The sequence below is a fragment of the Paenibacillus sp. LK1 genome (assembly GCF_002750415.1).
In the GTDB taxonomy this organism is placed as follows: domain Bacteria; phylum Bacillota; class Bacilli; order Paenibacillales; family Paenibacillaceae; genus Paenibacillus; species Paenibacillus taichungensis.
The window spans coordinates 53,710-74,526 of sequence record NZ_PEII01000001.1 but is presented as its reverse complement, the minus strand read 5'-3'; the positions used below and the strand labels follow the sequence as shown (position 1 = coordinate 74,526).

The following is a 20,817-nucleotide window of genomic DNA, read 5'->3' as shown; positions in this document are numbered from 1 at the left end:
AATCTTGAAACAAATGGATTGTTATGCTCGTTTAACAAGCATTCACGGGAACCAGATGTGCCTGAGGTTTACCCATCCCTGGCTGTTGAAGGAGAGGCCACGAACGGAAGGCAGGTAGGCAGTCTCCACAGGTTTTTCAGTTAAATGGAATAATAAACTCTGCTGCACCAGAAATTGTTCGATCCGATCCAGTTCGGCAGATCGGTCTGCTGCTATTTGCGAAGCAACAACAGCTTTCAGCATCTCTTGAACACTCTTCTTGGAAGATTCCTCCAGATGTTCGGATAAAGTGAGATAGAGATCGTACCTGCGTAATTCTTCGTCCCGGTCCCGAATTAGGGAGAAGAGAATCAGATCGGATTCCAGTCTCAGGTTCCCTTTGAATTGCTCCATCGTGCCTATGCGGACAGTACATGTGAAGCCGTACATTTCCAATGACGATGCCAAACGTCTAGCATCCATCCGATACTGAGGAATGGTTGTGATGTGTAAGGGGATAGGTAGATCAAAAGTAGAGTGCTGAGACAAATAAGTCAATTCTTCTGCATTCATCAACACTTTATCAGCATCTCCTGGATCACGTTCATTACTTTCATTCATGCCATTCCCATACAATTTAGTAATGCACGCCTGAACATGTGCTCTTACATCCGGATCGCTTAGCGGTCCGGTTTTTTGTGTATTACAAGTGAGTAATTTGCGTACCATCACGCCTGCACTAATCTGTGTCCAGTCTCTACCCTCAGACGAGGATGGATTATGAACAAGGTGGAAGAAAGGAGATTCGATATCTTGTTTTTCATCCAAATGTGCAGGAGCACTCCACGGGATTTGTAGAATATCTACACGGTCCAGATGGGCTCTGCCTTGAAAATACATCGGAAAAGCTTCAAGTCTGCACAAGTGATCATCCCAGGTTGTAACCTTGAAAGGCCCGGTTCCTATAGGCTTTTGCATGGTATTCGGTACATCTGGTTCCTTGTCTCCATCTTTATGTTGCCCGTACGTGGCTTGTGAAACAATCGCTGCACGGCTCGTAGAAAGAAAGGGCAAAAACAATTCGTGAGGGGCTTTGAGTTTGAAACAAACGGTCAAGGGATCTGTTGCTTCAAGCGATAGAATTTGTTTGCTCACATCGCGGTATAATGTCCGCCGTTCTGTGGATTGCAGTCGTTCAAATGTATACACTACATCCGCGGCTGTCAGCAGGTGTCCATTGTGAAAAGTAATCCCTTTACGCAAATAAAAGAACCATGTTTTCCGATCTGAACTGATATCCCAGGTATGAGACAGACAAGGAACAATCTCCCCATGTTCATTACGTTGAACCAGCCCGTCGAACACATGACTGGTGACAAAAGATTCTGCCAGCAAATTGATAAAAAGAGGATCAAGCGCATGCAGTTGTTGGCGGATTGGTAACCTGAGCGTATCAATTCGCTCATAATGGCTACCAGTTTCCGTATGGTGTCCAGAATAACCAAGCAGCCACTGGTTTAGATGATCTTGCATTGTCGTAGAACTAGAATAAGCACCAACCTGTTCGGCGGCTTGCTGCAACTCGCGGCGATTCATGGCCTGCATCATGTATTCTGCAGCAATTTGATCAGCCGGAATAAGCAGGGTCAGCGTAGAACGCCGTCCACGTCCGCGCTGGGACACCCACCGTATCCAGTCTTGGGCAATCATTTTTTTGACGATCGTTAATGTGTTACGGTGTGTACACTCGAGCAGTTCCGCAAGGTCAGAAAGCGTTACTTCATGCTCTACAAGTTGACCAAACTGGCTATGGAGCAGCAAATATTGCTGATGTAATTTCAAGGTTTGGATTCCTCCTAGAGGTTGTAGCTGATGCAATATAATAAAATAAGAAGTTTTATCGTTTTTAATTTCTATTTATATTCTTATTTTATCATCTAGAATTAAACCTAGAAAGTTAATGGAGGTATTTCCCATGATTGACAAGATAATGGCTTCACCCAATCGCGCTTTAATTACGCTACTATCGGCATTAATGTTAGCTATCATTCATCAGTATTTGTTTTATGGCAAGGAACCTGGTGTTTCTTATCCCATCTTTGTTATCCTCTTTTATGGCTTTATGTTCTTGTTTGCCAGAGACCGCATGCGGTCATTGACCATGATTAATGCTTTTGTGGCTGGGGTGGTACTGATGCTGGCGCTGACGTTTCTGTTATACGACAATAAACCGCTGCGTATACTTAATTTCCTGGTCGTACCAGGGCTTATTATCTTACATATGACTTATCTAGTCGGTAGAAAACAGAGACAATGGTGGAATATTGGATTGATCGGTACCGCATTGGACCATTTGCTGCCACAATCCATCCGTCATTGGGGAACGGTCGCAAGCATTATTATGAAAACAGGAGGACGTGGCTTGGGCAAAACGCAGAAAACGGTTGCTTTCAAAGTATTCATTGGCCTTATCGCATCCGTTCCCATCCTCATCGTAGTCGTAGCACTGCTCTCCTCTGCAGATGGGATTTTTAATCAGTATTTATCTGGTTTTCCGGAATGGTTAAATCAACTGACACTGACACCAGGGCTGCCGAGAGTGATCTGGATTCTCATTGCGGGCGTTTTATTGTTCAGTTACGTATGGGGATTTGTGCAGCCGATGCAATATGAATCGGAGAAAAGAGAGAATGCACATTGGAATAATGGAAAAGCAAATACGGTTGCTTCAGAAATCGAAAAGCGAGAAGACGTTTCCATGAATTCCATACAAGAGAATCCTTCCTTGAACTCAATCATTGAGGGTCAGACAGCAAATAAGATCTCATCAGAGGCAATTTCTACTCAAGCTCATCGTGAACCTTTTAGATTGGACCCCGTCATTATGGGCACGATGCTGATGGTTATCAACTGTGTATACGTTCTGTTTGTGCTTGTACAATTTTCTTATCTTTTTGGAGCGGGTGAGGGGCATCTTCCGTCAGACTTGTCCTATGCGGAATATGCAAGAAGTGGATTTGTGGAGCTGATACTGGTAACAGGCATTAATTTTCTCATCCTGATCATCGCCCTTCAGTTCACGCGTTCAAGCGGCAAAATAGGTTCAGTTGTGCATCAGGTGCTGCTCTTTGTCCTGGTGGGTTGTTCCGCAATCATGCTGTACTCGGCGTTTATACGCCTCAACCTGTATGAACAGGCTTACGGATATACCTACATTCGATTTCTCGTACATGCATTTATGATTTTTCTGGCCCTGCTGCTGCTTATTGCCGCTCTTCGAATCCGTTATACATCCATACCGTTGATCCGCTGGTATATTGTACTGTCCCTTACAGCCTATGTGACAGTCAACTATGTGGGTATGGATAAACGAATTGCGGAGCTCAATATTGCACGATATCATCAGACAGGCATTATTGATACATCCTACTTGGCGAGTTTATCTGCAGATGCCGTTCCGCTATTGCGGGAATTTGCCCAGAGAGAGTACCCGAATTTGAAAGGGGAAATGTTGGATCGTCAAGCCAACTTCGACTTGGGTGAAGAGAGTTCATGGACTTCTTTTAATATGGCAAGACATAGAGCTAATCTAGAATTGTCCAAATTGAGAATGGAATGAATTCATCAACCTGTTTTCTAACAATGAATTTATGCAAAATCAATATGTAAGTGTTATACTATAAAAACTAACCTATAAAGGGGGTGAATCCCTTGTTTGAACTTCAGGAATTGATACCGTATATATTTTCACTCGGACTCATTTTCACAGTCAGTTACGCTTATATTGCCCATCTGCATTGCGGCATTACAGAGTACTGGATGGAAGGTGGGGCCGGAGGTGGTCTGGAGCCTGGATTGCCAACCTTGTCCTTGGACGGACAACACAGACCTGAAGCTTTAAGTCGAATCGTCAGACGAAGAGAATCCCCGGATGAAGATGAACCAGATTGCCATTCCTCGTTGTATGTACTTTCTACAAAACAACGAGGAGGATATATATGGGACATAAGACAAGCAAGGGGTTCACTGTTACATCTGGCAAGGGACGGATCTATGGCCTAATTGCAATTCTTTTTGCAGTGATGCTACTGGCTGGATGCAGTAACAACGTCTCAGAGATTAATTCATCAACACCAGGGTTCTTTAACCATTATGTTGTATTTCCGCTGTCGTATCTCATTCAGCACATCGCAACGATATTTAATGGAAGTTATGGGGTAGCCATTATTGTGATTACCCTCGTTATCCGTCTTGCGTTGTTGCCATTGATGATGCGACAAGCAAAATCTCAGCAAGGCACACGAGTGATCATGAATGCTATGAAGCCGGAGATGGATGCGCTCAAGAAAAAGTATGAGGGCAAAAACGACCCAGCCGATAAGCAGAAGCTTTCGCAGGAAACGATGGAGCTGTACAAGAAGCACAAGTTCAATCCGCTGAATATTGGATGCTTGCCACTGCTGATTCAGTTGCCCATTCTGTCAGGTATCTACACGGCTATTCGGCTTACGCCGGAGTTGTCATCTCACTCCTTTCTGTGGTTCAAATTAGGAGCGCCTGACTATGTGCTTGCAGTCGTGGTAGCAATAATTTATCTGATCCAAGCCAAGGTTTCGCAAGCCAATATGGCGCCGGAACAGCGAAAACAATTCGCAATCATGGGATATATTTCTCCTCTGATGATGGCCTTTTTCTCGCTTTCGGCACCTGCAGCGATGCCGCTGTATTGGACGATCGGCGGTTCATTCCTGGTCTTGCAGACGTTATTGTTCCGTAAATTGTATCCGGTTGAACACCCGCAAGAGCCCGTGGCTGTGCAGGTAAAGAACAAAAATATCAAACCTGCGAAGCCCGCTAAGTCCTAAGTTTTCACTCATGAGAATGGTGCACTAGAATTATATAAATTTAACGTATGTGTTGATATAACGGATGTTCTGCACCATCATGTAGCGCAAAGATGCCTTGTCCCATGGGACAAGGCATCTTTTTGTATGTCCAGGTTATAACCTTCAAATAGCTGGTTCATCAGACAACTGGAAACGGGATACAAAATACCAGATTAGCTCACGGCGGGAGGATACGTCTGTTTTGGCAAAAATGGATTTTAAATGATCCTGTACCGTGTAGGCTGATATATGCATCGCTTCCGCAATTTCTTTGGAAGAATAACTGCGCAGCACGTAACCCAATAGTTCCCGTTCCCGAATGGACAACCCATGACTCTCGGCGAGTAAAGGCAGTAAGTCCTGCGGCATAGCCTGTTCAAGCCTGATCGCAATCTGATCCGGACCTGAAAACTGTTGCATGCGGCTGGCATGAAGCACAAGGTAACGACCATCCAGGAGTTGAATGCAGACTTTGGAAGGCGAATGAAGGATAGGTTCTTGCGCAACCATCAGGTCGGAATCTGTACGAATCTGACGCTGTAAATGCGAACTGACTGCCCGGACTGGGCGTGGCAATATATCTGGTCCCACATGCTCCAGTAAACGTAATTGCGATAGCCAATACTGAGCGGGAGCATTCACGGATAACAGCTCGAAAGCGTCCGATGTGATCATAATACCTGGGTCCGTGGGACTTCCGCTCTTAATCTCGTCCACAAGAGTCAGACTTGTGGATCGTAACATCGATGCAATAGAAGGAGTCCAGGCCTGAATGCTCAGTCGCTCATCTTCCGTGAATAAGGGTTGTTCCGTCTTGCGATATAGGGTCAGATACCCCCAACAGGCTCCGCCACTGACCAGTACAGCCCGAAGTTCATCACCGAAACCTGCGGGTTGAAGGATGTTATGATATCGAGCGCTGGATACTGGGTTTCCGCTTATCGATGCATGAAGGATCGCTGTATACTCACCGCTGCGAATCAGGTCAGCATACTTATGTATGTCTTCTTCCATGTATTCATTAACGAACAGCCGATCATGAATGGCTTCAATGCCGTCTTCTGTCACGGCACCCGTTGAAAGAAGAGTTTGTGGATCAACCGTTGTGAAGCAATACGCGTCATAGGGAACGATATTCTGAATTTGTTTTAGGACAGCTTCCCGGTAGGTACGCGAGGTCCAGGTTCCTTTTTCGAGAGAAGTAATGAGTCGCTGGTTCGGTTCCATACTTGATGTCATTAAAGCTATCTCCTCTCCTCATGCAGATATCCCATTGTTCTGGGATTGTAGGCTCTGCGTATCCTTTTATAATGAAATTAGACGAATGAAGAGTCAAGTCTAACTTGAATCCATGAGGAGTGTAGTATCGATGGACCACAATCAACCATCTATGAGCTGGGATACGGCGGATGAAAACCGTTACGAACAATCGATAGCCCTGAAAATTCCGGGTTATTCTCATATGCATGATCTGATGGAGCGGCTGCTTGTCGCTTCTATCACGGATAACAACGAGGCTAAAATACTAATTGTCGGAGCCGGTGGAGGTAAGGAAATAGCTCTGCTTGGTTCTCGCCATGCGGGATGGACGTTTACTGGAGTGGATTCTTCCCAGCCGATGCTTCAGTTAGCAGAGAGAAGAGTCCAGGAAGCGGGAATCGAAGCCAGAGTGCAACTTAAATTCATGATGCTTGAAGCGTTACCGGAAGATGAGGTCTACGACGGGGCAACAAGTATGCTAATGCTGCATTTTATTCAGGGGATCGAGTCCAAAAGACGGTTCCTGTCCAATCTAGCGGCCAGACTCAAGCCTGGGGCGCCACTCATTATTGCAGCAGTGAATGCCGATCTTCATTCGCCTGTATATCCAACCATGATGCAAGCCTGGCAGGATCACATGTTAAGTAATGGTATTCAGCTTGAAGAATGGGAGCGGTTTGCAGCTTCCCTTGGCCGAGAATCGGATCCTATCTCATCTGAACAAATGATTGGGCTGATGAAGGAATGCGGATTCTCGCACATTACACGTTATTTTGGAGCATTTTGGGTGGAGGGATATTATGCGAAACGAGACTAAAACAGATTCTGTGAAAGACCAGATTTGGGTTGTTGGCGGATACGGTCAGGTGGGGCAAATGATATGTACGCAACTGGGACGTTTGTTTCCCGGCAAGGTATGGGCGGCAGGTACGCGGATGAATCGGGCTGAGGAATTCAGCCGATCTACGGGTGGTATAGTCCAGCCGCTTCAATTGGATGTACGAAAAGCGATTGATCTTGTTGTGCTTCAATCGGTCAAGTTGGTGGTCATGTGTGTGGACCAGACGGATACCCGATTTGTCGAGGCTTGTGCGAAAGCGGGGACAGATTATATCGATATTTCAGCCAATTATGACTTTCTGGGTCAGGTCGAACAGCTGCATTCCAAAATGCAGCGTTCCAAAGCAACAGCCATGCTTAGTGTGGGACTGTCGCCTGGTGTGACCAATCTGCTTGTGCGTGAAGCAGGTGCCCATATGGAACAAGTAGACAAAGCGGACATTACCGTTATGCTGGGACTGGGTGAGAAACACGGGAAAGCCGCGGTGGAGTGGACTGTGGATCAGATGAATGCTACCTATCAGGTCATGAAAAAGGGCAAGCCAGTCGAAGTGCAAAGTTTTCACGATGGTAAATGGATTGATTTTGGGGCAGACCTGGGCCGCAGGAAAGCGTATCGGTTTAACTTTTCGGATCAACACGTCGTTGCTCGTACACTTCGTATTCCAACGGTTTCCACTCGGTTATGTCTCGATTCCCGTTGGATGACCAGATCCATGGCAATCTCGAAACGTATTGGGCTGTTCAAACTACTGCATATTCCCTCCCTTCGTAATGGTACGGTCAAGGCTTTTGGGGTTATTCCCGGAGGGGAGCCGATGTTTGCAGTTAAGATAGATGCAGTGGGATGGAAAAAGGGCAAACAAGTCCATGTCGAGCAGCTGCTGGTTGGTGAGCGTGAAGCAGATGCAACAGCAGCAGTTGCGGCAGCAGTAGCGGAGCGAATGTATCGGACGGAACTGCCGCATGGTGTTTATCACATTGAACAATGCCTTTCTTTGCAGCATATTCAGGAAGTACTACGTTTTCCATTGAAAGTAACAACGAAGATCACGTAAATCATATATGTGCTTGGATCATTTTTTTTGCTCAGGCTCTCCGATCTGCTATGATGGAACAAATAATCATGCTAGAACGGAGGGAGATCATGAACTGCATTGCTGTATTGCCTTATTACAAAGTACAGAGAGAAGTGACGGGTCTCGCACAGGAAGTACTGCAGAGCGATCGGTCCATGATCCTTTACTCGGACAAGATTGTAACGAAATACCGCGAGTTTAACATTACGGAAGTGTTCGACATGTCCTTTCGGAGAATGGGGAATGAAGGTGGTTTTTTCTATCTACATACCAGCACCGGAGTCTATCCTTATATGGTCAACATAGATCCCAAACCTTTTATCCAAAGTTTCAGAACAATGACGACTCAAAAATTAACTTAATCTTGACCTTGACCTTGCCGTTACGTGAAGGCTTATCCTCGGATTTGGAAGTAAGACAATCCAAACCTAGAGGAGTTGGGAAACGAATGAGTATTTTAATCCAGCAAGCCACAATCTTAACGATGAAAGACACCGATTCCCCCTTCAAGGGGGATATTCGCATTGTAGGTGACCGTATCGTAGAGATTGCTCCCCACATTCAGGCTCAACCGGGTGATGACATTATGGATGGTCAACATAAAGTGGCAATGCCGGGCCTGATCAATGCTCACCAGCATACACCGATGAGTCTGTTACGAGCATTCTCGGATGATCTGAAGCTGATGGACTGGCTTGACCGTAAGATGCTGCCTGCAGAAGCCCGGATGACACCCGAAGATATATACTGGGGAGCACAATTATCCATCGCCGAGATGATCCGTTCAGGAACTACAGCTTACGCTGATATGTACATTCACATGAATGAAATTGCAGAAGCGGTAACGAAAACTGGTATTCGGGCATCGCTCACACGCGGCATGGTATTCGTGGAGGATGACGGGGGGCGCAGATTACAGGAAGCTGTCGATTTGGTGCAGCGTTGGTCGGGTAAGGCAGAGGGTCGAATTACGACGATGTATGGCCCGCATTCTCCCTATACTTGCCCAGTAGAACCTTTGCGGGAAGTCATCACGATGGCGGAACAGGAGAACGTGCCTATCCACATTCATCTGGCTGAGACGAAAGAGGAAGTTGTGAAGATTCGTGAACGCTATGGCATGACGCCAACGGAGTACTTGGAAGAGGCAGGTATGTTCGAAAAGGCACATGTACTGCTTGCCCATGGCGTACACCTGAATCGCAGAGATATTGGCAGATTGAAAGGCATGCGTGGTGGAGTAGCGCACAATCCGGTCAGCAATCTGAAGCTGGGCTGCGGAATTGCTCCAATTACCGAGATGATTGCACAGGGAATTAACGTGGGTCTTGGAACCGATGGGGCAGGAAGTGCGACAACCATCGATATGTTTGAAGAGATCAAGGCTGCAACCTGGCTGCAAAAGCTGGATTATGGTGACCCTACCCGCTTGTCCGCAAGAGAGGTACTACACATGTCTACACGGGGAAGTGCAGGTCTGTTGAACCTTCAGGATGAAGTGGGTGTGCTGGAAGCTGGGCGCAAGGCCGACCTGATTCTGATTGATCTGCAGAAACCGCATTTGCAGCCGGTTCACGAGCTGGAATCATTGCTTGCATACAGCGTGAATGGAGCTGATGTAGATACCACCATTGTGAATGGTCGTGTACTGATGAGAGGCAGGCAGCTGCTAACGATAGATGAGGAAGAACTTTTCCGTCAGGTAGAGGTTCGGGCGAAGCGTATTGTTGAAGGGATTTAATGTCCCGAGCGGAACTAAGCAAACGGAGTCCTAATGAATGTAGGGCTCCGTTTGCTTTTTCTTACATAGTGTATTTCTTTTACCAGGCAGACTCAGATTGTCCAGTTCATTATCAGTTCACACAAATTTGTTAGAATGTGAAATGGCCAATATAGATAGGGTGTATGACTTGGAGAGGAAGAGATCAAGATGACTATATTAGAAGTTAAACATGTGAAGAAATCATACACGCTGTATGGTAAGGAAAAGGTCCCTGTGCTCCACGATGTGAATTTGAGCTTTGAAACAGGAGAATTCGTCTCGATCCTTGGTGAATCGGGTTGCGGAAAGTCAACCCTTATGAATATTATTGGTGGAATGGACTCCGATTTTGAAGGGGAGATCCTTGTTCGTGGAAAGAATTTAAGTGCCATGACTGAGAAGGAAATGGATGATTATCGGAAAAATAATATCGGCTTTGTGTTTCAAAATTTCAATCTGATCCCGCATCTGTCTGTGCTGGAGAATGTTACGATTGCCATGCAAATGACGGATACAAGTGAAAAGGAACGCAATAAGCGCGCTATAGATATTTTGACCGAGGTCGGGTTGAAGAATCATCTGAATAAACGGCCCAACCAGCTGTCGGGTGGACAGAAGCAACGGGTTTCCATTGCTCGTGCACTATCAAACAATCCAGACATTATTTTGGCGGATGAACCAACAGGTGCTTTGGATAAGGAAAACGGAGATCAAATCCTGGCTTTGCTGGACAGTATTGCGCAAAAAGGAATGCTGGTCATTGCGGTAACTCACTCGCAGAAAGTAGCTGATTCCGGTACGCGTATTGTAAAGGTAGAAGAGGGGCGGATTAAGGATGATATTCATCTAAAAGATCGTTCCTTGACCACTTATGAAGGCAGTCGTGGTGCTTCTAGAAACTTGGGCTTACTGGCTTCTTTCAAAATGGCTCTCAAAAATATGAAACTCAACGGCAAGCGTAATGTACTGGTTGCATTGGGTGGGTCGATCGGGATTTTAAGCGTACTCCTGATGCTCTCCTTGGGTAATGGGATAACGAGTTATATGAACGACGAAATCAATTCAAGTATGGACCCTTTGCTTGTGGATATAACGAAGCCCAGTGCAGATGCCAAAGATATGCAAGGCCCGCAAGCCTTGATGGCAGCAGGCGAACCTTTTACAGCGACCGATATTGAGACCATTCGCAAATTCCCTAATGTGGATCATGTAGAGACGATCACTACCATTACAGGAAAATCGACTATGGTTCATGCAAAGCAAAGTGTGGCACTTACGCAGTTAACGACGTTAACGGATGCTTTTGATCCAGCAACGCTAACTACGGGTACGCTTCCGGTAGAAAATGAGATGTTGTTACCCCTCGATACGGCGAATAAATTAAGCGGAAATGACCAAGCTGAATCCATGATCGGCAAGTCTGTGGTTCTATATATCAATGAGATGGATGGCAATAATAAACCGGTAACTTTGGAGAAAGAAATAACCATATCTGGTATTTATGAAGCGTCAGATCAAAGATCACCCATGCAGCAATCTCCGGGTTACATTTCATCAGATACGTTGGAGCAAATGTATACGGACAAAGGAATAACGATTGGGCCGATTCAAGTTAATGCTTATGCAACCGATATGAAATATGTCAATGATATTAATGCTGCTGCTGTTGATGCTGGCTTCTCTGGCTCCCAGACGGCAAAAATTATGGAAAATATCACGACTTATGTGAACATGGCCACGATCGTTCTGTCTGGTATTGCAGGCATTTCGTTGCTCGTATCCGGTATTATGATATTGGTTGTGCTTTACATTAGTGTCGTGGAACGGACGAAGGAAATCGGCATCCTTCGGGCGATTGGAGCCAGAAAGAAGGATATCAAGCGAATCTTCTTTTCCGAATCTGCTTTGTTGGGAGTGTTTAGTGGTATCATTGCGGTAGTCTTTGCCGTCATTATTAGTTACGTGTTGAACATCCTTTTGGTCAACGCTTTTGGAGCAAAACTAATTAATTTATCCGGATATTATATCTTGTTCGGAATCATTGTAAGTACAGTGATTAGTATCATCGCTGGTTTGATGCCATCTTCCAAAGCTGCCAAGCTGGACCCGATGGAATCCTTACGATATGAATAAATACAGTTGTGAATAATGAAAATTGCGGAAAGGATAATGCATAAATGAACACAATTCTTGTGGTTGATGATGATTCCCATATCCGCAAATTGATTCGAATATACCTTGAAACTAATCAGTTTTCCGTTGTGGAAGCGCCGGATGGCCAAGAAGCACTGAATATCTTGTCTCATACCAAAATTGATTTAGCGATTGTAGATGTGATGATGCCACGTGTAGATGGTATTGAACTGACCGAAGATATTCGATCTTATATGGATATTCCGATTCTGATGGTGACTGCCAAAGGAGAATCCAAGGATAAAGTCAGAGGATTCAATGCAGGGTCAGACGATTATTTAGTAAAACCTTTTGATCCTGTAGAGTTAATCTTGCGTGTAAAATCTTTAATGAAGAGATACAACAAGATTTCATCGAATGTTATTCATATAGGCGGTGCAATGATTAATCTGAGCAATTTGACAGTGGAGGCAGGAGCTCAATCGGTTGAATTGAAAAAGAAGGAATGTGAATTATTGTTTGCTTTGGCGAGTTTGCCAGGGCAAATATTCACACGTACACAGCTTATAGAAGATATATGGGGTATCGATTATGAAGGTGATGAGCGTACCGTTGACGTGCATATCAAAAGGCTAAGAGAACGGCTGGAACCGATCCCTGAGCTTATCATTTCGACGATTAGAGGACTTGGATATCGTTTGGAGAGTGTATGAAAATCGTGAGGAAAAGCCTGCGTCTACGAATCGTAGTTACTTTTTTTGGTATAGTGATCGTTAGTTTAATTCTCTCCTTTATTTTAAATATACGGTCTCAAGAAAACACACCGAATCACTCCATGGTAACGATTGCTGAAGATATCGCTACGATGATAAATCTGATTGATGATCCGGAAAAAGTGAAGACAAGTTTGAATATCTTTGCGCGATACGGCTTGAATATTACTTCCGTGAACGAACAAAGTGAAGTGCTTGCTTCCTTACCAGATGATAAAGTTCATGAATTATTCGATGAAAATACCAGGGAAGCGTTCATTCTATCCAATAAAGATGAAACAGCGATTGTCGGTGTTCCAAGGATGAATGAAGAGAAAGATGCGCTTCTGATCAAAATTAATTTTTCATCGATTTTTCATAATGTGAAACGTACATTAGTTATATCGCTATTAACTGTCTTAATCATAGGAAGCTTATTAATCATGTTCATGTCTGGGTACATTGTGAAACCGATCAAAAGGCTAACTGCTGCAGCTAAGAAAATGGCATCAGGCGATCTGTCTGTCCGTTTGAAGCATAATAATCCAGATGAGTTTGGTGAGCTGATGGAGAGTTTTAATCATATGGCTCGTGAGTTGCAAAAAATAGACTCGGTGCGTGATGATTTTGTCAGTAATGTCTCTCATGAAATGCAGTCTCCACTAACATCGATTAGAGGGTTTACAAGAGCGCTGCAAGATGGTGTCATCCCATTGGAAGAGCAGAGAGAGCATCTGGATATCATATACGAGGAAACATTGCGCCTTTCCAGGCTAAGTGATAATTTACTCCGGTTAGCCTCACTGGATTCGGAGCACCATCCGTTTAATCTCACTACCTTTCAATTAGATGAACAATTAAGAAGAGCGATCGTATTAGCAGAGCCCCAGTGGGCGCACAAAAATATCAAAATTGAATTGGATTTATTACCTTGCGAAATTACCGTAGATAAAGATCTGTTTGAGCAGGTCTGGCAGAATTTAATCAACAATGCGATAAAATATACGGGGCCGGATGGGGTCATTCACGTCGCAATCGAGATGTCCCCGTCATCTGTGAAGGTATCCATTAGAGATTCAGGACAAGGTATACCGGAGGGAGACCTTCCGTATATTTTCGATCGATTTTATATGGTGGACAAAGCACGGAGCAGTTCACTTAGAGGCAATGGATTAGGACTTTCCATCGTGATTAAAATTTTGAAATTACATGAGTGTACAATTGATGTGGAGAGCAGGGTTGGAGAAGGAACGCAGTTTACGGTTACGATCCCAAGACCTTCGATTGCATCTTAAGTAAACTCAATTAGCAATATTTAAGCAATTGTGGTCCTTATGAATGCAGGACTCCTGTTGCCTGAATATTGCTTTTTGGTGTGCTGCGTAAGAGATTTAATATATTGTTTTGTTTAGTGGCAGATGATTTGATAAGATAGAAGAGATGCGAGCATCAATCCATTTGTAGTGTGACGAGAATGAAGTAGATTCAACGTTTGATTCTATCCGCTACCCTTGCACATCTATGTGAATATATGAACATAACAATTTATTATATAAAGAATGGAGCCATCCAATGAAATATCGCAATATGGAAGATTGCATTAATGATCTGGAGCAACATGGACATTTGATTCGAGTGAAGGAAGAAGTGGACCCTCATTTGGAGATGGCAGCGATACATATGAAAGTGCATGAGGCGAAAGGCCCAGCTCTGCTTTTCGAAAATGTGAAAGGCTCGAAGTTCCAGGCTGTTTCCAACCTGTTCGGTACACTGGAACGAAGCAAATTCATGTTCCGTGGAACGCTTGAAGGTGTACAACGTGTCATGGCTGTTCGGGATGATCCAATGAAGGCACTCAAGACGCCATTTCAGCATATCAGCACAGGTCTTGCCGCCTGGCAGGCTCTACCTAAGCAGAAGTCCATCAGTTTGCCTGTAACTGCGCAAGAGATTCAGATTTCGGATCTGCCGTTGATCAAGCATTGGCCCATGGATGGTGGAGCATTCGTTACACTGCCTCAAGTCTATTCGGAAGACCCGGACAAGCCAGGCATCATGAACTCCAATCTGGGCATGTACCGGGTACAGCTAAGTGGTAATGATTATGAACTGAATAAGGAAATTGGACTTCATTATCAGATCCATCGCGGAATTGGTATTCATCAGGCCAAAGCGGTCAAAAAGGGAGAACCTCTGAAAGTGAGCGTCTTCATTGGGGGGCCGCCGGCACATACACTTTCTGCTGTGATGCCTTTGCCGGAAGGACTCAGTGAGATGACTTTCGCAGGACTACTTGCCGGCCGTCGTTTCCGTTATAGCTATAAGGATGGGTATTGCATCAGCAATGACGCCGACTTTGTCATCACGGGTGATATTTACCCGGACGAGACGAAGCCTGAAGGACCGTTTGGTGATCATCTCGGATATTACAGTCTGACCCATCCGTTCCCGCTAATGAGAGTGCATAAAGTGTACGCCAAGCCGAATGCGATCTGGCCATTTACCGTGGTGGGTCGTCCTCCACAAGAGGATACTGCATTTGGGGATCTGATTCACGAAATTACGGGTGATGCCATTAAACAGGAGATTCCGGGTGTAAAAGAAGTCCACGCAGTCGACGCAGCAGGAGTGCATCCGCTTCTGTTCGCGATCGGAAGTGAGCGTTATACGCCCTATCAGTCGGTAAAACAGCCAACAGAGCTGCTTACGATTGCGAGTCGCATTCTGGGTACAGGCCAGCTCAGTCTGGCGAAGTATTTGTTTATCACAGCAGAAGATCAGCAACCGCTGGATACGCACCGGGAAGTGGAATTCCTGACGTACATCCTGGAACGAATGGATCTGCAGCGGGACATTCATTTCCATACCAATACAACGATCGATACGCTGGATTACTCGGGAACCGGATTGAACAGCGGCAGTAAGGTTGTATTTGCAGCCTATGGGGACAAGAAACGGGAATTGTGCCGTGAAGTACCAGAGACATTGAAGGATATCCGGGGGTATAGCAATCCGCAGCTCGTAATGCCAGGAGTTGTAGCCGTTCAGGGTGCGCCGTTCACCAGTTATGCGGATACAGAACAAGAAATGAAGGCATTTACGGATATGCTAAAGGAAAAAGGAGACCTGTCTTCTTGTCCAATGATTGTGTTATGTGACGATAGTTCTTTCCTGAGTGCGAACCTCAGCAACTTCTTGTGGGCGACATTTACCCGCAGTAATCCGTCCCATGATATGTACGGTGTGAACAGCAGTTACAACTATAAACATTGGGGCTGTGACCAGATCATTATTGATGCCAGAGTGAAGCCGCATCAGGCGCCACCGTTAATTCCGGACCCTTCTGTTGAGAAAGGCATTGAACGCTTTTTCGTACAGAGTGCGAGTCTAAGCTCGATCAAAATATAGATGAATTCAATAAAAGCCCAAAGATTTTTTTGGGCTTTTTGGTTATATATGTGTAAAACAAGATCTCCGTTATCTAAATACAAAATCAAACCGGGACTTTTTTGAAAATGGGACTGAGAATAAAGTCTTATACGTTCGTATTTCCTTTTACGATTAAGGTCGTTTGGACTATGGAGAAAAAGAATGTATTTATCGATATAAAGTAGTATAGGGATTTTTGGGACCCGATCTAACGGGTACTGTTGACTATAAATGATTGTTCAGGGGGAATACCGATTTGAGAATCCATATTATGAACCTGCAAGATGGAGACCGTCTAACTGCGGATACATTCAGCGAAGCGGGATTACACGTTCTGGGTCAGGGTACTGTGATCAAAAGTGAAGATATCACCTTGCTGATGCAGCACCGCGTAGACTATGTGGATATTGAACCACGCGAGGAAGAGATCACGGAAGCGGAATTCTTTGCTGCTGCAGCAAAATTTGCATCTGGAGCAAGCACAAGCACCAAGGAAGAACCGCCTGAAGAAGAAATGAAATCTCAATTTATACAAACTGTACATAACTATCAATCCGCGTTTCTAGAAGCATTGACGGTGGGTAAGTTCAACGCTACGATGGTGGACGATGCGCTTCAACCGATGGTGGAGGGACTGGACGAGCAAAAGGATGTCGTACATCTCCTGATGATGCTGGAACGGGATGATGTCAATAACTACACACATTCCATTCAGGTTGGACTGTTGTCATTTTACCTGGCTAACTGGCTTGGTTATTCCCAAAAAGAGAGTTACCAGATCAGTCGTGGGGGCTATCTTCACGATATTGGCAAATGCAAGGTATCTCATCGGATACGCAACAAGATGGAACCGTTAACCGCAGATGAACAGCTCGAATTGCAGCGTCACACGATCTATGGACATGATATTATCAAAAGTTCCATGACGGATGAAGCTACTGCGTTGGTAGCTCTTCAGCATCATGAACTTGAGGATGGTACCGGATATCCGATGCAACTGAAGAAAGATGAGATTCATCCATACACACAAATCGTATCTGTCGCTGACATATACATCGGAATGAGATCTGGCAGTCACGGAAGCAGCAATCCGAACCTGATTAACAACTTGCGAGATATCTATGCGATGGGATTCGGGAAATTGAATGAAAAGCCGGTTCAAGCCTTGATGCAGCATCTGCTTCCTAATTTTATTGGTAAACAAGTACTGCTGAGCAACGGTGAGCGGGGTGTTATTGTCATGAACAATACATCCGATATTTTCAAACCACTGATCAAGGTGGAATCGGAACAATATCGTGATCTGTCCAAAGAACGAACTCTTGCCATTAATGAATTAATTATCTAAGTTTGCATATCAAATGAATTCACACAGAAAACGGGCCTCCTATAAGATAACAGGGGACCCGTTTTTCATTTAGATCATGCGCTGCGTTGTTCTTCATGGAGACCAGGAGTATACTTTGCAAAGACCTTAATCTTCCTTTTTAGGAAAAGGAAACAGAAAAGGAGGGATCGTCCTTGATTGAAGTGGTAACTGAGATTACAATACATGCGCCCATCGAGCGATGCTTTGACTATGCGCGGGACATTGATATTCATACCCGGACGGTCTGGAAACATACCCATGAGCAGGCTGTAGCAGGTGTGACAACGGGCAGAATTGGTGAAGGTGATGCGGTAACTTTCGAAGCGAGCCATTTTGGGATAAGGCAGAAGCTGACTTCCCGGATCGCCGAGTACAATCGGCCGTATCTCTTTGTGGATCAGATGGAGAAAGGTGCTTTCAAGAGCATGAGACATGAACACAGCTTCAGCAAGCTTGGCGAGCAGACCACTTGTATGAGGGACACACTGAGATTTGAAGCTCCCCTTGGTGTTCTGGGTTGGGTCGCAGAGCGGATTGTGCTCAAGAGGTATATGCAGGCTTTCCTGGAGAGCCGTAATTTGAAGCTAAAGGCGTTACTAGAGAATAAATAGAGCTGATCTGTCAGGAGGAGATGATGTTTGATGGAAAACGAATATTTTGTGGGTTGGGGTACACTTGCTCTTATTAATGCCGGACTTGCCCAGGGGAAAAACAGAAGTGGTCGTAACTGGTTTCTGATTTCCCTGTTATTTGGTCCGTTAGCCACTCTGTTTATCGTGGTATGGAATAAGCTGGATTAAGTTCATTTATTGATCCGAATTCCGATGGATATACCGATCAAAGGCCCAGAACAGAAGCGCAGCGGCACTAACGCCTGCACCCAGCCAGCAAACGCCAGTCCAACCTGCCCATGCGTACACTTGAGTAGAAGCAATGGAGCCGGTAGCACTTCCTATTGAATAAAAGATCATGTAGGCGCCCGTCAAACGGCTCTGCGCCTCAGGTCGGACTTCATAGATCAGACTCTGGTTGGTGACATGTACGGCCTGCACGGCAAGGTCAAGCATAATTACCCCAGCTATAAGCAGCCATAATGAGTGGTGAACATAGCCAATGGGCAGCCAGGATAGAAGCAATATGACAAGAGCGACGCCCGTCGTCTTTTGTCCCAATCCCCGATCAGCCAGTTTTCCGGCACGTGCAGCAGCCAGGGCACCAGCAGCTCCCGCAAGACCAAAGGCTCCAATAGCAGTATGTGACAGGGAAAGTGGCGGAGCGCTAAGTGGCAACACCATGGAAGTCCACAGAATGCTGAAGGCTGTGAAGATCAACATGGCGAGAACGCCGCGTGTCCGCAGAATAGGCAGCTCTCGGTATAGTTGCAGGACAGAAACGATCAATTGGGTGTAGCTGAGTTTCTCTCGTTTGGGTTCGTGTTTTGGGAGTACCAGAAACAGGGCGATAATCCCGAGTAATGTCAGACTGGCAGAGAAGAGATAGACTGATCTCCAGCCGATCCAATCGTTCAACGTGCCTGCTATAGTTCGCGCCAGTAATATGCCAATGACGATTCCGCTAGTGACCAGACCGACGATACGCCCTCGTTCAGAAGGTGCAGCCAGGGAGGCGGCAAAGGCAACGAGTGTTTGTGTAATCACGGCAAGCAACCCAATCGCTGCCATTCCAATAAATAAGATTTGACTGGATGATGAGGTACCTACAGTTATCAGGGCGATTACGGATAAAAGCATCTGGATAATGATCAGCTTGCGTCGATTCAATAGATCACCAAGAGGGACCAGTAATAACAATCCGAGGGCGTAACAAATCTGGGTTACGGTAATAACGATTCCAATAGAGGAATGAGAGATACTAAACTCTTCAGCAATGGAGTCGAGCAAAGGCTGGGCATAATAAATGTTGGCTACCGCCAGTCCGCTGCATAGGGCGAATAAAAGCGCGACAAGGCGGGACATGCCTGAACGTCCTTCGCTGAAGGGATGTGCTTGATGAGATGCATTTTGCATGGATGATTCACCTTTCTGTATTCGAATGTGCTAAGTTAGGGGAGCAGAAAGAACACTGTTGAATTTAAATATACCGATCAGTACATTATGATTCGGAATAAACATACTTCACGCTTTGACGCGATGTCAAGAGTTGAATTGAAATGTTTGATTGTCTTCTTTATATATCGAGATGGATTTGACATGAGAATTGGATCTAGATAAAATAGTTATATACTGATCGATACATAAAGAAGGTGAATACATGGTTAGACAACGGGAATTTGATACGGATCAGGCATTGGAAGCGGCAATGCAGATTTTTTGGGATAAGGGCTTTGAAGCGACATCCTTAAGTGATTTGACAACAGCTATGGGGATTCAGCGTCCCAGTCTATATGCGGCTTTTGGTGACAAAAAGGAATTGTTTGAAACGGCACTTCGCAGATATACAACTTTGCATGCCGCTCAAGTCAGATCCAGGCTTCAACATACATCCTCTGTAAAAGAAGCCTTCCGTGCCTTATTTGAACATATCGGAGCAGAAGAGGATGTGACAGATGCTCGTCACGGCTGTTTTTGCATCAATACGATGGTTGAATTGGCTCCGCATGACCCCAAATTCGCTGTCCTGACACGCGAGCACCAGATGTATCTGGCGGCGATTTTCAAGGAGACGATTGAACGGGGGCAGGAAACAGGGGAATTGTCTAATGATCTCGACTCAAGTGCGTTGTCCAAGTCTCTGGTTGTTTCGATGATTGGATTGACCGTGATGATGAAATCGGAGCCAGATCGCTCATTTGTGCAGCAGAGTATTAAGGTTACGTTATCGTTGCTTGAGGAATGAGGGAAGGATTTCATTTTTAGAAAGGGTGTTCATATGGAACGTTATTTTCATAGGATCTACCTTGTCGTTTTATATATTATAGGTGTGCTGCTGACAACATACGGCGGGATGGGGATTATCCAGTTCAGTTTGATTGTGATTGGCATACTTGCTTTTATTGCTATTGTGGGTTCGCTGACAGAGAATGATCAATCAAAATTAGATACGATTTTTTGGAAAATACGATCCTTGCTTCAAGTGGCGATGGCCATACTGATCACGGCGCTGCTTTTCAAGCTATTCTGAAGTGAGAGCGACAAGCGGGAATCTGTTCCTGCTCTTTTTGTGTCTGAGGACATTGGGCAGATGAGGGCTTGAGTTGATACAATACAGATAGGGTATAGATTAAATTAGGGTGTATACTATGATTTACATATTCGGGTAACATGTTCAAAGAATGTTTGATGATGCACATATATGAGGAGGAGATTCA

At 45.1% G+C, this 20,817-nt stretch carries 19 protein-coding genes; 16 read left to right on the top strand and 3 right to left on the bottom strand.

Annotated elements, in window-relative coordinates; all coding sequences use genetic code 11:
* Positions 1–42: 42 nt before the first annotated feature.
* Positions 43–1,821: an ABC transporter substrate-binding protein gene (locus tag CS562_RS00310; protein ID WP_099852710.1), complete on the bottom strand. Its 1,779-nt coding sequence runs from the start codon at positions 1,819–1,821 to the stop codon at positions 43–45.
* A gap of 133 nt (positions 1,822–1,954) precedes the next feature.
* On the opposite strand from CS562_RS00310, the gene CS562_RS00305 reads away from it, so the two are divergent.
* The 3 genes from CS562_RS00305 (at position 1,955) to yidC (ending at position 4,844) form a co-directional block, all read left to right on the top strand.
* Entirely contained in the window at positions 1,955–3,598 is a 1,644-nt protein-coding gene (locus CS562_RS00305) for a DUF4153 domain-containing protein (protein ID WP_257219263.1), read from the top strand.
* A 92-nt stretch (positions 3,599–3,690) separates the two neighbouring features.
* Positions 3,691–4,041, top strand: coding sequence for a hypothetical protein (locus tag CS562_RS00300; RefSeq protein WP_175382604.1), 351 nt, complete (start codon positions 3,691–3,693; stop codon positions 4,039–4,041).
* Positions 3,978–4,844, top strand: a complete 867-nt coding sequence (gene yidC / locus CS562_RS00295) for a membrane protein insertase YidC (RefSeq protein WP_099852708.1) — start codon at positions 3,978–3,980, stop codon at positions 4,842–4,844. The genes CS562_RS00300 and yidC overlap by 64 nt, the downstream gene beginning before the upstream one ends.
* Positions 4,845–4,988: 144 nt before the next feature.
* Here the strand turns inward: yidC and CS562_RS00290 are convergent, their stop codons facing one another.
* Complete coding sequence (locus tag CS562_RS00290; protein ID WP_099852705.1) at positions 4,989–6,104, bottom strand: helix-turn-helix transcriptional regulator; 1,116 nt, start codon at positions 6,102–6,104, stop codon at positions 4,989–4,991.
* A 130-nt stretch (positions 6,105–6,234) separates the two neighbouring features.
* Between CS562_RS00290 and CS562_RS00285 the strand changes: the two genes are divergently transcribed.
* The 11 genes from CS562_RS00285 to CS562_RS32765 all read left to right on the top strand — a co-directional run bounded on the left by CS562_RS00285 (position 6,235) and on the right by CS562_RS32765 (position 18,289).
* On the top strand, positions 6,235–6,942 hold the full coding sequence (locus CS562_RS00285; RefSeq protein WP_099852703.1) for a class I SAM-dependent methyltransferase: 708 nt from the start codon (positions 6,235–6,237) through the stop codon (positions 6,940–6,942).
* Positions 6,926–8,023: a saccharopine dehydrogenase family protein gene (locus tag CS562_RS00280; RefSeq protein ID WP_099852700.1), complete on the top strand. Its 1,098-nt coding sequence runs from the start codon at positions 6,926–6,928 to the stop codon at positions 8,021–8,023. The genes CS562_RS00285 and CS562_RS00280 overlap by 17 nt, the downstream gene beginning before the upstream one ends.
* Positions 8,024–8,112: 89 nt before the next feature.
* The gene (locus CS562_RS00275; protein ID WP_076291026.1) at positions 8,113–8,406 is read left to right on the top strand and encodes a hypothetical protein; all 294 of its coding nucleotides are present in this window, start codon (positions 8,113–8,115) and stop codon (positions 8,404–8,406) included.
* A gap of 86 nt (positions 8,407–8,492) precedes the next feature.
* On the top strand, positions 8,493–9,785 hold the full coding sequence (locus tag CS562_RS00270; protein WP_099852697.1) for an amidohydrolase: 1,293 nt from the start codon (positions 8,493–8,495) through the stop codon (positions 9,783–9,785).
* 189 nt (positions 9,786–9,974) lie between these two features.
* Positions 9,975–11,939, top strand: coding sequence for an ABC transporter ATP-binding protein/permease (locus CS562_RS00265; RefSeq protein ID WP_099852693.1), 1,965 nt, complete (start codon positions 9,975–9,977; stop codon positions 11,937–11,939).
* Between the two features lie 44 nt (positions 11,940–11,983).
* Positions 11,984–12,652 (top strand): response regulator transcription factor, encoded by a 669-nt coding sequence (locus CS562_RS00260; protein WP_099852690.1) that lies wholly within the window; start codon positions 11,984–11,986, stop codon positions 12,650–12,652.
* Complete coding sequence (locus CS562_RS00255; protein ID WP_099852688.1) at positions 12,649–13,986, top strand: sensor histidine kinase; 1,338 nt, start codon at positions 12,649–12,651, stop codon at positions 13,984–13,986. Before CS562_RS00260 ends, CS562_RS00255 begins: the two co-directional genes overlap by 4 nt.
* Positions 13,987–14,263: 277 nt before the next feature.
* A complete protein-coding gene (locus CS562_RS00250; RefSeq protein ID WP_099852685.1) occupies positions 14,264–16,099 on the top strand; it encodes a UbiD family decarboxylase in 1,836 nt (611 codons plus the stop codon).
* Positions 16,100–16,376: 277 nt separating this feature from the next.
* On the top strand, positions 16,377–17,468 hold the full coding sequence (locus CS562_RS00245) for an HD-GYP domain-containing protein (protein WP_099852681.1): 1,092 nt from the start codon (positions 16,377–16,379) through the stop codon (positions 17,466–17,468).
* A 182-nt stretch (positions 17,469–17,650) separates the two neighbouring features.
* Positions 17,651–18,100: an SRPBCC family protein gene (locus tag CS562_RS00240; protein ID WP_306553619.1), complete on the top strand. Its 450-nt coding sequence runs from the start codon at positions 17,651–17,653 to the stop codon at positions 18,098–18,100.
* Positions 18,101–18,127: 27 nt separating this feature from the next.
* Entirely contained in the window at positions 18,128–18,289 is a 162-nt protein-coding gene (locus CS562_RS32765; RefSeq protein WP_157258459.1) for a hypothetical protein, read from the top strand.
* Between the two features lie 6 nt (positions 18,290–18,295).
* On the opposite strand, the gene CS562_RS00235 is transcribed toward CS562_RS32765, so the two are convergent.
* Positions 18,296–19,516 (bottom strand): MFS transporter, encoded by a 1,221-nt coding sequence (locus CS562_RS00235; protein WP_099852678.1) that lies wholly within the window; start codon positions 19,514–19,516, stop codon positions 18,296–18,298.
* A 244-nt stretch (positions 19,517–19,760) separates the two neighbouring features.
* Between CS562_RS00235 and CS562_RS00230 the strand changes: the two genes are divergently transcribed.
* Together CS562_RS00230 and CS562_RS00225 are read left to right on the top strand one after the other, a co-directional pair.
* Positions 19,761–20,345: a TetR/AcrR family transcriptional regulator gene (locus CS562_RS00230; protein WP_099852675.1), complete on the top strand. Its 585-nt coding sequence runs from the start codon at positions 19,761–19,763 to the stop codon at positions 20,343–20,345.
* Positions 20,346–20,378: 33 nt separating this feature from the next.
* The gene (locus CS562_RS00225) at positions 20,379–20,630 is read left to right on the top strand and encodes a hypothetical protein (RefSeq protein WP_099852673.1); all 252 of its coding nucleotides are present in this window, start codon (positions 20,379–20,381) and stop codon (positions 20,628–20,630) included.
* Positions 20,631–20,817 lie beyond the last annotated feature (187 nt).

Excerpts from the sequence above, each read along its gene's own strand:
- CS562_RS00305 (WP_257219263.1), top strand. The coding sequence starts at position 1,955 with ATGATTGACAAGATAATGGCTTCACCCAATCGCGCTTTAATTACGCTA.
- yidC (WP_099852708.1), top strand. The coding sequence starts at position 3,978 with ATGGGACATAAGACAAGCAAGGGGTTCACTGTTACATCTGGCAAGGGA.
- CS562_RS00290 (WP_099852705.1), bottom strand. The coding sequence starts at position 6,104 with ATGACATCAAGTATGGAACCGAACCAGCGACTCATTACTTCTCTCGAA.
- CS562_RS00285 (WP_099852703.1), top strand. The coding sequence starts at position 6,235 with ATGGACCACAATCAACCATCTATGAGCTGGGATACGGCGGATGAAAAC.
- CS562_RS00280 (WP_099852700.1), top strand. The coding sequence starts at position 6,926 with ATGCGAAACGAGACTAAAACAGATTCTGTGAAAGACCAGATTTGGGTT.
- CS562_RS00275 (WP_076291026.1), top strand. The coding sequence starts at position 8,113 with ATGAACTGCATTGCTGTATTGCCTTATTACAAAGTACAGAGAGAAGTG.
- CS562_RS00270 (WP_099852697.1), top strand. The coding sequence starts at position 8,493 with ATGAGTATTTTAATCCAGCAAGCCACAATCTTAACGATGAAAGACACC.
- CS562_RS00265 (WP_099852693.1), top strand. The coding sequence starts at position 9,975 with ATGACTATATTAGAAGTTAAACATGTGAAGAAATCATACACGCTGTAT.
- CS562_RS00260 (WP_099852690.1), top strand. The coding sequence starts at position 11,984 with ATGAACACAATTCTTGTGGTTGATGATGATTCCCATATCCGCAAATTG.
- CS562_RS00255 (WP_099852688.1), top strand. The coding sequence starts at position 12,649 with ATGAAAATCGTGAGGAAAAGCCTGCGTCTACGAATCGTAGTTACTTTT.
- CS562_RS00250 (WP_099852685.1), top strand. The coding sequence starts at position 14,264 with ATGAAATATCGCAATATGGAAGATTGCATTAATGATCTGGAGCAACAT.
- CS562_RS00235 (WP_099852678.1), bottom strand. The coding sequence starts at position 19,516 with ATGCAAAATGCATCTCATCAAGCACATCCCTTCAGCGAAGGACGTTCA.
- CS562_RS00230 (WP_099852675.1), top strand. The coding sequence starts at position 19,761 with ATGGTTAGACAACGGGAATTTGATACGGATCAGGCATTGGAAGCGGCA.
- CS562_RS00225 (WP_099852673.1), top strand. The coding sequence starts at position 20,379 with ATGGAACGTTATTTTCATAGGATCTACCTTGTCGTTTTATATATTATA.